The 13,580-nt window shown below is 66.5% G+C and carries 9 protein-coding genes; 6 read left to right on the top strand and 3 right to left on the bottom strand.

The features are described from left to right. Positions 1-11 precede the first annotated feature (11 nt). On the top strand, positions 12-848 hold the full coding sequence (locus tag BUA54_RS06310) for a c-type cytochrome (RefSeq protein ID WP_245810584.1): 837 nt from the start codon (positions 12-14) through the stop codon (positions 846-848). 150 nt (positions 849-998) lie between these two features. Here BUA54_RS06310 and BUA54_RS06305 read toward each other — a convergent pair whose 3' ends face one another. After that, positions 999-1,400 carry a hypothetical protein gene (locus BUA54_RS06305; RefSeq protein WP_072856387.1) on the bottom strand — a complete coding sequence of 134 codons (402 nt, stop codon included), beginning with the start codon at positions 1,398-1,400 and terminating at the stop codon, positions 999-1,001. 310 nt (positions 1,401-1,710) lie between these two features. On the opposite strand from BUA54_RS06305, the gene BUA54_RS06300 reads away from it, so the two are divergent. Then, the gene (locus BUA54_RS06300) at positions 1,711-3,141 is read left to right on the top strand and encodes a TrkH family potassium uptake protein (protein WP_072856386.1); all 1,431 of its coding nucleotides are present in this window, start codon (positions 1,711-1,713) and stop codon (positions 3,139-3,141) included. A 114-nt stretch (positions 3,142-3,255) separates the two neighbouring features. On the opposite strand, the gene BUA54_RS06295 is transcribed toward BUA54_RS06300, so the two are convergent. Then, complete coding sequence (locus BUA54_RS06295) at positions 3,256-5,523, bottom strand: adenosylcobalamin-dependent ribonucleoside-diphosphate reductase (RefSeq protein WP_072856385.1); 2,268 nt, start codon at positions 5,521-5,523, stop codon at positions 3,256-3,258. A 720-nt stretch (positions 5,524-6,243) separates the two neighbouring features. On the opposite strand from BUA54_RS06295, the gene BUA54_RS06290 reads away from it, so the two are divergent. Both BUA54_RS06290 and BUA54_RS06285 read left to right on the top strand, forming a co-directional pair. Beyond that, on the top strand, positions 6,244-6,675 hold the full coding sequence (locus tag BUA54_RS06290; RefSeq protein WP_072856384.1) for a DUF1489 family protein: 432 nt from the start codon (positions 6,244-6,246) through the stop codon (positions 6,673-6,675). Positions 6,676-6,822: 147 nt separating this feature from the next. Continuing rightward, the gene (locus BUA54_RS06285; RefSeq protein WP_072856383.1) at positions 6,823-8,382 is read left to right on the top strand and encodes an AMP-binding protein; all 1,560 of its coding nucleotides are present in this window, start codon (positions 6,823-6,825) and stop codon (positions 8,380-8,382) included. Positions 8,383-8,399: 17 nt separating this feature from the next. Here the strand turns inward: BUA54_RS06285 and BUA54_RS06280 are convergent, their stop codons facing one another. Beyond that, positions 8,400-10,373: a bifunctional DedA family/phosphatase PAP2 family protein gene (locus BUA54_RS06280; protein ID WP_072856382.1), complete on the bottom strand. Its 1,974-nt coding sequence runs from the start codon at positions 10,371-10,373 to the stop codon at positions 8,400-8,402. 219 nt (positions 10,374-10,592) lie between these two features. Between BUA54_RS06280 and BUA54_RS06275 the strand changes: the two genes are divergently transcribed. Then, entirely contained in the window at positions 10,593-12,890 is a 2,298-nt protein-coding gene (locus BUA54_RS06275; RefSeq protein ID WP_072856381.1) for an OmpA family protein, read from the top strand. A 180-nt stretch (positions 12,891-13,070) separates the two neighbouring features. Continuing rightward, positions 13,071-13,514, top strand: a complete 444-nt coding sequence (locus BUA54_RS06270; RefSeq protein WP_072856380.1) for a pyridoxamine 5'-phosphate oxidase family protein — start codon at positions 13,071-13,073, stop codon at positions 13,512-13,514. Positions 13,515-13,580 lie beyond the last annotated feature (66 nt).

Here is a 13,580-nt window from a genome sequence, read left to right as displayed (position 1 = left end):
AGGGGAACGACATGAAACACGTTTTGAAGGCAGCCATCCTCGGGCTGACCGCGACCGGGGCGATGGCCGATGTCTCCGTCGAACGGGGCGAATATCTCGTGACAGGGCCGATGGGCTGCGGCAACTGTCACACGCCGCAGGGCGCGGACGGACCCATCCCGGGGGCAGAGCTTTCGGGGATGCTGGTCGACCAGAATCCGGGCTTCACCGCTATCGCCAGCAACATCACGCCGGCGGGCGACATTGCGGACTGGTCCGACGACGAACTGGCGAAAGCGATCCGCGAAGGCATCCGCCCCGACGGCAGCGTCATCGGGCCACCGATGCCGATCGGCCTCTACCGTCACATCTCGGACGACGACCTCGGATCGATCGTGGCCTATCTGCGCACCGTTCACGCGGTCGAGAACGACCCGGGCAAGAGCGTCTACAACATCCCCCTGCCGCCGGCCTACGGCCCGCCGCTGACCTCCGTCTCGGCCCCGGCGGAGGGTGAGACGGCCGAATGGGGTGGCTACGTCGCGTCCATCTCGCATTGCTTCGAATGCCACTCCACCCCGGTCGAGGGCGTGCCCGATCTGGCCGGGCACTACGGGCAGGGCGGGCTGGAGTTTGCGGGCCCCTGGGGCGTGTCCGTTGCACCGGACATCACCGCGGGCGAGGACGGGATCGGCAAGTATTCCGATGCGGACCTCGCGGCCATGATCCAGCACGGCATCCGTCCCGACGGGAACCGGATGCTGCCGCCAATGCCCTATCCCTACCTTGCGAAGATGACGGATCAGGACCTTTCGGCCGTGATCCTCTACCTCCGCTCGGGCCCCACCGCGCCGCCCGCCGAGATGTAAGTCAGGTCAATCTGCCGAAGGTGCCCCCTTGGTGCATCCTCACATTTAACGGTGTTGCCGGACGCGACAGCGCCCGGCGCGATACGGGGTTCACGGCGGCGAAGGCTGTCCAGCCCGTCAACCGGTCGGACGCCGGGTCCACGGCGCGCTTCATCCAACCTCCGCGGCGGCCATGACAGGGCCGCCGTTCCGCCGAGGACCAGTGCGGATCAGCGTCAATTCATCCTCTGGCGTGGCTTCGGCAAGGTAGTCGTTAACACCGGACGCCGCCGCGATAGCAGCCGCCGTCCGCGGGTTGTCCCCGTGGATCATCACGCTGCGGTTGCCTATGCGCCGCAGTTTCGCGCATCGCATATTGATGCCGATCATCGCGATCTCCAACCGGTTAATCGCGGCAAGAAGCCGGCTGCCATCCGCCACCGCCAGCAGTGTGCCGCCGGATCGCAAGGTGCTTTCAGTCGGTTGGCGCAACTTCCTCCCGGCGTCCGGGTCGAAGGGATGCACCTCGCGGATCGCACCCACAGCGCCCTTGCGGATCTGCCGCTCGTCCATGTCGATGCCGCTGATCCTCGTCGGCGCCGAGAACCTCTGCACCATCGAGCATGACATCGCGTCCTACGAAGACCGACATGTCTCTGACAGCTGCGGTGGAAGGACGTAAGGGTGTGGGGTCCGTATGGGCCCGGAATTCATCCAATCTCTGATCGACAGGGGGCCGTCAGACCATTATCCCTTCGGCTTTCGGTGACCCGACGGTAGATCTTTCGATGTTCATTCCCTGCCGTGACCAACCCGTCCTTCGCGTGTTATGGACGCCCACGCACCGTCGCCCGTGTCAACCGTCAGAAGTGTTCCCCTGCCCATGAGTTTCGTGGTCTTCATCAACGGGCTGGTCCTGATCTTCTTCGCTTCACTGATGGGGCTAGATGCGCTGCTCTTTCCGGCGACCGCACCCGTGTTCCTCTTCGCGATGGCGCTCGTGGGGGTGCCGGGCCTCCTGCTGGCCATGGTGTCGTCGTCATCGGACGCGGGCCTGCGGCGGGCACATACCTTTTTGTTGACCTCGACGGTCTGGTTCATGGCCGCGGTGGCCGGCGCCGTCCCCCTGATGGTCTGGTCGATGACCGCGACCGACGCCCTGTTCGAGTCGATGTCGGGCATCACCACCACGGGTGCGACGGTCCTGGCCGGTCTGGACGCCATGCCGCACGGCATCATCATGTGGCGCGCGGCGCTGCAAGCCGTGGGGGGCGTCGGATTCATTGTGACGGGCATTGCCATCCTGCCTCTGCTGAAGGTGGGCGGCATGCAGCTGTTTCGCACCGAAAGCTCCGACAAGGGCGAAAAGGAACTGAAGAGCGCGGCGCTCTTCGCATCCGCGACCCTTCAGATCTACGCCGGTCTGATCATGCTCTGCGCCATCGTCTATCTTGCCGGCGGCATGAGCGGTTTCGACGCGATCACCCACGCCATGACGACGATCTCGACCGGCGGCTATTCGGGACACGACGCCTCGTTCGGCTTCTTCCAAAGCGCGTTCCTGCAATGGGCGGCGACCTTCTTCATGCTGATGGGGGCGCTGCCCTTCGCGTGGTATATCCGGGTGGCCCAGGGCGGCACGTTCCGCAGCGAACAGGTGGGTGCCATGATCCAGACCCTGACGATCGTCATCCTGATGCTGACGGTCTGGGTCATGGCCAGAACGGGGATGCCGCCGTTGACCGCTCTGCGCCAGGTTTCGTTCAACGTGGTGTCCGTCGTCACGACAACCGGCTATGCGACGACGGATTACACCCTGTGGGGGCCCTTCGCGGTCGCCATGTTCTTCGTGCTCACGGCTGTCGGCGGCTGCACGGGGTCCACGGCGGGCGGTGCCAAGGCCATGCGCTGGCTTTTGCTCAGCCGGTCCATCAAGGCACAGGTTCAGGCCCTGCATTCGCCCCACCGTGTGGTAACCGTGCGCTACGAAGGCCAGAGGGTCGATGCCGATGTTATCGCGGGCCTGATTACGTTCTTCGCGGTCTATCTCGCCACGTTTGCCGTCCTGTCGTTCGTATTGACCTTTCTTGGTCTGGACGTGTCGACGGCAACCAGCGGTGCATTGACTGCCCTTGCGAATGTCGGACCTGGCATCGGTGCGATCATCGGCCCGGCCGGCAATTTCTCGTCGATCGGCGATCCGGCCAAGCTGACGCTCGTGCTCGGCATGTTTTTGGGGCGGTTGGAATTGCTGACCGTCCTGGTGCTGGTGACACCCCTCTTCTGGAGAGAGATCACCGCCCGGATGTCGTGACGGATCCATGAGCCTGCAATGAACGGTCTTTCCTCTTCAGAATGGCCATCTGAACGGGCCAGATGACCAATTCATCATTGTCAGTTCATGCGCGTCACCACACCACTCCCGTCCTCATCCGCACTTCGAAAACCCGCAGCTGCCGCAGGTCATGCAGCCTTCGACCATCCGCAGGTCGTAGCTGCCGCAGGATCCGCAGGCTTTGCCACGAGGGGCGCCGGTCAGGTTGACCACGTCCGCCTGGGGATCGGTCTTCAGCCCCTGACCCTCGCCGGACAAAAAGCCCGTCGCGATCATGTGCTTCTCGATCACGCCGCCGATGGCCGCGAGGATGGAAGGCACGTATTTCCCCTGCATCCAGGCCCCGCCGCGCGGGTCGAAGACGGCCTTCAGCTCCTCGACAACGAAGGTGACGTCGCCACCGCGCCGGAACACGGCAGAGATCATCCGCGTCAGCGCCACGGTCCAGGCGAAATGCTCCATGTTCTTGGAATTGATGAAGACCTCGAAGGGCCGACGGTGTCCCGCCACCACCAGATCGTTGACGGTGATGTAGATCGCGTGCTCGCTGTCGTGCCACTTCAGCTTGTAGGTCGCACCCTCAAGCTCGGTCGGGCGGTCCAGCGGCTCGGTCATGTAGACGACCTCGGCCCCGCCGCCGTCTTGCGCGACGGCGACCGGCTTGTCCTCGGACACGCTCAGCACCGACCCGGTGACGGCGTTGGGCCGGTAGGTCGTGCAGCCCTTGCAGCCCTGATCCCAGGCGGCCATGTAGACCTCCTTGAAATCGTCGAAGCTGATGTCCTCGGGGCAGTTGATCGTCTTCGAGATCGAGGAATCGATCCACTTCTGCGCCGCGGCCTGCATCCGCACATGCTCCAGCGGGGCCAGTGTCTGTGCATTGACGAAATAGTCGGGCAGGGGGGCGTCGCCCTTCAACTCGCGCCACAGCTGGACGGCGTAGTCGACGACCTCTTCCTCGGTCCGCGACCCGTCCTTCTGCAGCACTTTGCGGGTATAGGCATAGGCAAAGACCGGCTCGATCCCCGACGACACGTTCCCGGCATAAAGCGAAATCGTCCCCGTCGGCGCGATCGAGGTCAGCAGCGCGTTGCGGATGCCATGCTGCCGGATCGCGTCCCGGACATCGTCGTCCATCTCCTGCATCGCGCCAGAGGCGAGGTAGGCCTCCGCGTCGAACAGCGGAAACGCGCCCTTCTCCTTCGCCAGATCGACCGAGGCCAGATAGGCGGCGCGGGCGATCGCGTGCATCCAACGGTCGGTCTGCCGCGCGGCCTCCTCGGACCCGTAGCGCAGGCCGACCATCAGCAGCGCGTCGGCCAGACCGGTGACGCCAAGTCCGATCCGGCGCTTGGCGCGGGCTTCCTGAGCCTGCGCCTCCAGCGGGAACTGGCTGACGTCGACGACATTGTCCATCATCCGGACCGCGGTGGCGACCAGTTTGCCAAGGGCATCGACATCCAGCGCCGCCGCGGCGCCGAAGGGATCGGACACAAGCCGCGCCATGTTGATCGACCCCAGCAGGCAGGCGCCGTAGGGCGGCAGGGGCTGCTCGCCGCAGGGGTTGGTCGCGGCGATGGTCTCGCAATAGCTCAGGTTGTTTGCCGCGTTGATCCGGTCGATGAAGATCACGCCCGGCTCCGCCACCTCATAGGTGGACTTCATGATCGCGTCCCACAGATCGCGCGCCTTCACGGTGCGATAGACCTCGCCGCCGAACACCAGATCCCAGTCACCCCCGGCTTTCACCGCGTCCATGAAGGGGTCGGTGATCAGCACGCTCATGTTGAACATCCGCAGGCGCGCTGCGTCGTGCTTGGCGGTGATGAAATCTTCCACGTCTGGGTGGTCGCAGCGCATCGTCGCCATCATGGCCCCGCGGCGCGAACCGGCGGACATGATGGTGCGGCACATCGCATCCCAGACGTCCATGAAGGACAGCGGACCGGAGGCGTCCGCCGCAACCCCGTGCACCGCCGACCCCTTGGGCCGGATCGTGCTGAAGTCATAGCCGATGCCGCCGCCCTGCTGCATGGTCAGCGCGGCCTCCTTCAGCATGTCGAAGATGCCCGCCATGCTGTCGGGCACCGTCCCCATGACGAAACAGTTGAACAGCGTCACCTGCCGTGCGGTGCCCGCACCGGCGGTGATCCGGCCCGCCGGCAGATATTTGAAATCCGACAGCGCGTCGAAGAAGGTCTCCTCCCACGCCGCGGGGTCGGTCTCCACCACCGCCAGCGACCGCGCGATCCGGCGCCAGGTGTCCTCGACCGTGACATCCTTCGGCGTGCCGTCGGCTGCCTTGAAGCGGTACTTCATGTCCCAGATCTGCTCGGCAATGGGGGCACTGAAACGGGTCATTTAGGCAATCCTTGAGGCGGGGAATCGGGGAGCTAAGGAGGAACTGTGTAAGACTGCCATCGGCGATTGGCAATTGCAGGAAGGGCTACTTTTTATTCGGCAGTCCTCGGAGGGCACCACATATGGCGCAATGCTGACCTGCGGCGCCTATATATGGTCTCGATTTCGGTTGGGTAGGGGTGGATCATATGCCCGTCGTTGAGGGCGATGATACATGCAGGCAGCGTTCCTTTTCGAAGGCTTTGCAGGTTTGACGTATGGATAGTCAGCTTATCGCCGGCGCAGCGATCCAGATTGCCAACAGGAGGGCCGCCAGTATTAAGCCGGCAACGAGGGTCGTCGCCACGGCATCGCCGGAGGCCTCGGCGGTTAATTCTCGCCAACTAAACTTGATTGATAGCCACCGTGGAGGACTGTGCCGTCGTTTCGACTCCAATTTTTTCATCAGTTTCAAGCCTCATCCGAACGTTGTCATTAGCCGTGGAATCTGACCGAACGGGCGCCGCAATTCTCTTACTGTGAGCCAATACGGTCGCCGTCGCCGGTGAAGTTGGATTGGCCGCAGGCGCTTTAACCCAGCATCGCCGCTACTTGACTTGGACCAATTGCTACGGCCTGCTCCGGGGCGGGTCAATTGAAACACGGCGCCTCCGACCTACCTGTTCAAAAGGTAAAGAATCGGTTAAAGCCGGGTCTGCATACTACATCTGGGGCGGTGAATTGGGCAACCACATAAATCTGGTAAAACTCTCCGTCGGAACGGAGTCCATCGACGATCTGCAGACATGGCAGCGGCACCGGTCGCAGCAGGTGACGGATGGCCAGTATTATCACGTCACCCGCATGTGGCCCAAGCGTGATGCCGAGCTGCTTGACGGTGGCAGTATCTACTGGGTCATCAAGGGGGTCATCCAGTGCCGCCAGCGCATCACCGCACTCAGGGAAATCGTGGGACAGGACGGCATCCGCCGCTGTGGCCTCGTGCTGGCGCCGGATGTCATCCGTACCGCCTCGGTCCCCAAGAAGGCGTTCCAGGGCTGGCGCTACCTCGCCCCCGCCGACGCGCCCCGCGACCTGACCGGCGCCCAGGCCCACGAGGACGCCCTGCCGCCCGACCTGCAAAAGGCGCTGGCGGCGATCGGCGTGCTCTGATCCGCATTCATCTGACCGGTAAACCCCCCGGAGGGTCCGACGGCAAGCGCACGCCCTGACAGCGCCGCTCGCACCCCACGGCGCATGTCAAAACCGGTGACAGGCGCCGCACGGCAAGGCACACTCCAGCGAGGAGGAGACCCATCCATGTCCATTTTCGAAAGTACCTTCGATCCGATCGTCCTGCGCGACGTCTCGATCACAGATCGCGTGTTCGAGGGGCTGCGTGACCGTCCGAACGAGGTCGTGCTGACCGATGGCCCCACGGGCCGTACCCTGACAGCGGCGCAGTTCATCGATCAGGTGGAATCGCTGGCGGGCGGCCTGACGGCGCGCGGCTTCGGCGCTGGCCATACGGTGGCGCTGATGGCACCGAACTGCCCGGAATACTGCGTCGTGTTCCATGCCGTCGCCTACGCCGGTGGCACGATCACCACGATCAACCCGACTTACACGGAATCGGAAGTCCGCCACCAGTTGCAGGACAGCCAGGCCGAGTGCCTGATCACCGTGCCGGCCTTCCGCGACACCGCCCGCGCCGCCATGGCAAAGACCGCCGTGACGGAACTCGTGACCATCGGACAGGCACCCGACACGCCGGAGCTTGCGGACCTGATGGGCGATCCGCTGTCGCATCAGGTCGCGGTGGATTTCGACGCCCATACGGTCGTGCTGCCCTATTCCTCCGGCACCACCGGCCTGCCCAAGGGTGTCATGCTGTCGCACCGCAACCTCGTCACCAATGTCGATCAGATCATCGAGGGCGTGAACTTTCGCCGGGGCGAGGTCGCGGCCGCCTTCCTGCCCTTTTTCCACATCTACGGCATGACCGTGATGATGAACGTCCACCTTGCGGGCGGCGGCGGCCTCGTGACCCTGCCGCGCTTCGATCTGGAACTCTTCCTGCGCGTCAGTCAGGACCATCGGTCCAAGCGCATGTGGATCGTGCCGCCCGTGGCGCTGGCGCTGGCTAAGCACCCGCTGGTCGACCAGTTCGACCTGTCGTCGCTGGAGGAAATCTTCTGCGGCGCCGCCCCCCTCGGGGCCGACCTGTCGAACGCCGTGGGCCGCCGCCTGAACTGCGTGTCGCTGCAGGGCTACGGCATGACCGAATTGTCCCCCGTCAGCCACCTGTCGCCCCGAGAGGAAGCGAAGCCCGGCGCCTCCGGCCTCGCCGCTCCCAACGTCCAGTGCCGCATCGTGAACATCGAAACGGGCGAGGACATGGGGCCGGGCGAAGAGGGCGAGCTTTGGGTCAAGGGGCCCAACGTCATGCAGGGCTACCTCAACAACGCGAAGGCCACGGCGGATACGATCGTCGAGGGCGGCTGGCTGCGCACCGGCGACATCTCCTACATCGACGCCGACGGGCACATGTTCATCGTCGATCGCCTGAAGGAGCTGATCAAGTACAAGGGGTTCCAGGTCGCCCCGGCAGAGCTGGAGGCCGCGATCGTCAGCATGGACGGCGTGACCGATGCCGCCGTCGTCGGCCTGCCGGACCCGGACGCGGGAGAGATCCCGATGGCCTTCGTCGTGCGCACCGACGACGGCCCGGATGCGGAAGCGATCAAGGATCACCTGTCGCGGACCCTGTCGTCCTACAAGCAGGTCCACCGCATCGATTTCGTCGATACGATCCCGAAATCCGCCTCCGGCAAGATCCTGCGCCGCCTTCTGCGGGACGAGGTCAAGGCCCGGGGCTGAACCCGGCCACCGCAGGATCAGGGGGCTGCCGCCGGCAGCCCCGCCGCATCCAATACCGCACGGACCTGCGCCATGGCGCGGGTGACGCTGTCGTCAGGCGTGCGCACCGGATCGTCGGTCATCGTCCAGTCCAGCGGCGCCTCTGCCGTCAGAGTGCCGATATAGACCGGCGCGCCGTCGGGAGTCCGACGCAGGCTGTCCCAGAACCGCAGGTGCAGCCGGTGGCCATTCGCCGTGTCCTCGGGCCATGCGAAACCCAGCGCGCTCGGCCGGTTGTCCCAGAAGGTCGGCACGACCAGCGGGCGGGGCAGGGGGCCGCCGGTCCAGTCCGCCAGACCCGCTTGTGCCAGCAAGGCCGGGCCGGGCCGCGGTGCCGCCTGCCAGCCCGCGCCCGTCAGGGCGGCGGTCAGCTCTTCCGGCCCCGGCGCTGCCACGGCCAGTCCGATCGACTGCCGCGCCGTGCCCGACAGCGCTGCCGTCTCGCGCGGCAGGGCGGGGTCGGCCAGTACCTCTGCCGGTCCGGCGACGACCACCGTCTCCCGCGCGACCGGCGTGTTCATCGGGCTGGCGGTCCGTGTCGCGATGACGACCGCGGCAAGGACGGCCGCCGCAACGCAGGCCGCCGCGGCCCAGCGCCGCAGGGCGGTGGCGGGTCCCCTGTCGCGCCGCCGCCGCCATTCGCAGAACGCGATGCCAAGGATCAGCCACAGCCCCCCCACGAGGTAGCCGTTCAGCACGTCCGACACGTAATGCTCGACAAGATAGACCCGGCTGAGCCCGATCAGCACCACGGCGGTCACGGCCAGAAACCCCGCAAGCTCTGCCCGCAGCAGCCGCATCCGCCAGCCAAGGTAGAACAGCATCGCCCAGACCGCGACGGCCCCCGCCGCGTGACCGCTGGGAAAGCTGCCAGAGGTTTCGGTGAAATACCCCAGATCCGACCGGGGCCGGGCAAAGAAGCCCTTCAGCAGCGTGACGGTGATCTGGTTGCCCGCCGCCGCGATCCACAGACCCCCCAGCAAATCGAACCGGCGCAGCACCAGCAGCGCCAGCGTCGTCCCGGCCAGCATCGGCAGCACGCCGTGGCGGCCACCGACCTCGGTGATCCAGCCCAGAACGGCGATCACCCGGTCGTCGCGGATCGCGTAAAGCAGGTTCGCAATCCGCGTGTCTGCGGTGACCGTGCCCCGCGTGCCAAGGAAATCGGTGACGGATGCGACGTAGGCCCCGACGATATAGAGAAGAAGAAGACCCAGCACCGTCGCTGTCAGGCCAAGGAACCGCTCTGTCCCGAACCGCGCGGCCAGAAACCCGGACCAGCGCGGATGCCGGTCGATCAGCCGGCGCAGGCCGAGGCGGCGACCGATCCGCGCCGCCACCACCCGAAGGACGCGCACCACATCCGGGCCGACCCTGCGCGCCCGACGCAGGACAAGTGCCACGGTCAGCAGGATCGCCGCAAGGATCAGCGCCAGCACCGCCAGCCGCGGCGTCGCGGCTCCCAGCGCCCCGATCACAAGACCTGCCGCCATGCCCGCAAGGGTTGCGCTTATTGCAAATCCCGCGGCGACCATCCCGCACCAGCCGATGACCGCCAGCGGCGCGCCCCGCATCCGCCCCGCCCCGAAGGGAACGAAGGCAAAGGTGCCGCCCGACAGCCGCCCCCGGATCACGCCCGGACCCCGCGCCGTGGCCCAACGCAGGCCCGCCGGATGCCGCAGATTGACGTCAACGCCCTGCACCAGCCGCCCGATCCCGTAACTGATCCCGCAGCCGACCCAGCCGCCAAGCGCGAGGCTCCACACCAGCGTGACCGGATCGAGATAGCCGCGTTGCGCCAGCAGCCCCGCCGCGACGGCAATGGGCGTCAGCGGCACCGCAAATCCGGTCAGAACGACGGCGTGTGCCAGCGCAAGCAGCATCACCACAGCGTAAAGCCCGGTGCCAAGGACACTCCATATCGGCAACAACTGGGCGGCGGCATCGGACATGCGCCGGTTCTAGGCCGTCCGCCGGACCGCGTGCAAGATCGGATCGCCGACGGTCCGGGCTCCAGTTCCCGGTCCGGTTCCCCGATCAAAGGTCGGATCCCACCCCATTATCGGCGGATTTCCGCGCAGGGCCTTCGGATCGCCGGAACGCCATCCAGCGACTGCCGGTTTCCTTTCCAACAGAGGTGCCGGCAATCGGCGCGCTTTCGGAGGAATACCATGCGTCTCTCACTCAAATCCACGACCTCACTCGTGCTGTCGCTGTCGCTGGCGACACCGGTCTTCGCGCAGGACGCGCAGCCCTTTCCCTGCGTCACCGGCGACGGCCAGACCGTCGACACCGCGGCCGCCTTCTCCAGCGCGCTGATCGCTGGCCTCGGCACCGAGGTCACTGCCGATGCCGCCGCCGACCCCGCCACGGTCTGTTCCGCCGACGCTTACGCGCAGGCCGTGGCAGAGGGCGGTGACCAGCTTGCCGCAGCCCTCGCCACCGCCTCCGCCGACGCAAAAGCCGTCCTGATCCCCGAGGGTGCCGCCGCTTCGGCAGATGCCACGGTCGACACGACCGCAGCGCCCGCCGCCGACGCCGCCGCAGCGGATCAGGCCGCTGCCGACCAGGCCGCCGCTGACCAAGCCGCGGCGGATCAAGCAGCCGCAGATCAGGCAGCCGCCGATCAAGCCGCGGCGGATCAGGCAGCCGCAGACCAAGCAGCCGCCGATCAAGCAGCTGCCGACCAAGCTGCCGCCGATCAGGCAGCTGCCGACCAAGCTGCAGTAGACCAGGCCGCGGCGGATCAAGCAGCAGCAGACCAAGCTGCAGCAGACCAGGCTGCAGCAGACCAAGCTGCAGCAGACCAGGCTGCCGCTGACCAGGCTGCAGCCGATCAAGCTGCCGCCGACCAGGCCGCTGCCGATCAAGCCGCCGCCGATCAGGCCGTGACGGACCAGACCGCAACCGAGCCGGCCGCCGACGCGACCGCATCGACAGAGGCGACCACCTCCGCCGATGCGACCGCGGCACCCGAAGCCGATGCGACCACCACCGCCGATGCGACCGCGGCACCTGAGGCCGATGCGACCACCACCGCCGATGCGCCAGCCGCTGATACCGCGACGGACGACGCCGCTGCGGCTGCCGCGGCCATCGCAGCGCAATCGGGTGACGCGGCCCCGGCCGATGCCGCCCCCGCAGGCGACGTGACCACGACCGAGGCAGCGCCCGCCGACGCGGCGCCCACCTCGAACATCGAAACCGACACGACCGCCGAAACCTCCACCCCGCCAGCGGACACCACGACGGAGGCCGCGCCCGCCACGGCTGATGCCACCGCCACGACCGATGCACAGCCGCAGCTGACGGCGGAAGAACAGGCTGCCCGTGACGCAGAGCGTCAGGCCGCCCGCGCGGCCTCTGCCGCCGCCACGGCCACGACAGAGGATCTGGCGAACGATCCCGAGGCCGTCACCGAAGAGGTGACGCAGGATGATGTCCGGTCCGCCGACCAGGACTTCGACACGGCCGTGACCGGTGACACGACCACGACGACGACCACCACCACGACGACCGGCGACGCCTCCGCCACCACCGGCGATGCGCCCGTGACGGCCGACAACAACGACAAGGGCGGTCTCTCGACCTTCGAGAAGGCGCTGGTCCTCGGCCTCGGCGCCGTGGCCGTCGGTGCGATCCTCAAGAACGGCGACAAGGTCGTGTCGAACTCCGGCGACCGTGTCGTCGTGCAGCGCGACGGCGAGCTGCGCGTGCTCAAGAACGACGACGTCCTGCTGCGCCAGCCCGGCGCGCAACTGGCGACGCGCACCTTCGACGACGGCTCGACCCTGACCACCGTCACCCGTGACGACGGCAGCGTCGTGACCACGATCCGCGCCGCCGACGGCACCGTGCTGCGCCGCAGCCTGACCCGCGCCGATGGCACCGAAGTCGCCCTGATCGACGATCTGGACAACACGACGCCGGTCGTGGTCTCCAGCCTGCCGCCCGTCCCGCAGGAAACCGTCTCGACCTCCTCGGTCGCGCTGACCGATCAGGCGGCGCTGCAGGCGGCCCTGACCGCCAGCCTGCGGGCCGACACCGGCCGTACCTACTCGCTGGAACAGGTGCGTGACATCCGCGAGGTCCGCGCTCTGGCCCCGCAGGTCGAACTGGCCGCCATCACGTTCGAGACCGGCTCCGCCGCGATCCAGCAAAGTCAGGCGGATGAACTGGCCTCGCTTGGCGGCGCGATCCGTCAGATCGTCGCCAACAACCCCTCTGCCGTCTTCCTGGTCGAGGGTCACACCGACGCGGTGGGTGATGCGGGCTACAACCTCGCCCTGTCCGACCGTCGCGCCGAAACCGTCGCTCTGGCTCTCTCGCAGTACTTTCAGGTGCCGCCGGAAAACCTCGTGACGCAGGGCTACGGCGAACAGTTCCTGAAGGTGAACACGCAGTCGGGCGAACGCGCCAACCGCCGCGCCGCGGTGCGCAACATCTCGCAACTGCTCAGCAACAGCTGATCGATCGGACATGGCATGGAAGGGGCCCGCGTCACACGACGCGGGCCTTTTGCGTTCCCGAACCGGTCGGCGGTCGCGTCGGCACTTATTCACCGCTTCCGCGTTCCGTCGCGCACCCCGGCGGGGCGGTCGCGCGTTGACGTTACATATGGCGCAGCCCGCGCCCGATGGAGACACGACATGGCCGACAAGACCCTGAAGGACATCGCCGACCAGATGGCGAAGATCGACTTCTGCATGATGGAGACCCACAGCGAGGACGGCCGCATCGCCGCCCGTCCGATGAGCTCGAACGGCGACGTGGAATACCGTGGTCAAAGCTGGTTCTACAGCCACGAGGACAGCCGCAAGATCCGCGACCTGCGCGCCGACGACCGGATCGGCCTGTCCTTTCAGGGGACCGGCGGGGTCATGGGCCTCGTCGGCAAACCGGGCGTGATGATCCACGTGCAGGGACGTGCGCAGCTGATCGACGACCGCGCCACGTTCGAGGAACACTGGGTCCCCGAACTGGAATACTGGTTCAAGGATGGCATCGACACCCCCGGCATGATCATGATCCGCGTCGACGCCGACCGCATCACCTACTGGGACGGCACGGAGCAGGGCGAGGTCCGACCCTAACCCTCATCCGCCAAGACTGGACTGTGCAAACGACAACGGCCCCGAGGATCACCTCGGGGCCGCTTG

Source organism: Loktanella atrilutea (assembly GCF_900128995.1).
Taxonomy (GTDB): domain Bacteria; phylum Pseudomonadota; class Alphaproteobacteria; order Rhodobacterales; family Rhodobacteraceae; genus Loktanella; species Loktanella atrilutea.
Note: the sequence above shows the minus strand (reverse complement) of the source record. Positions and strands in the feature narration are given on the sequence as shown.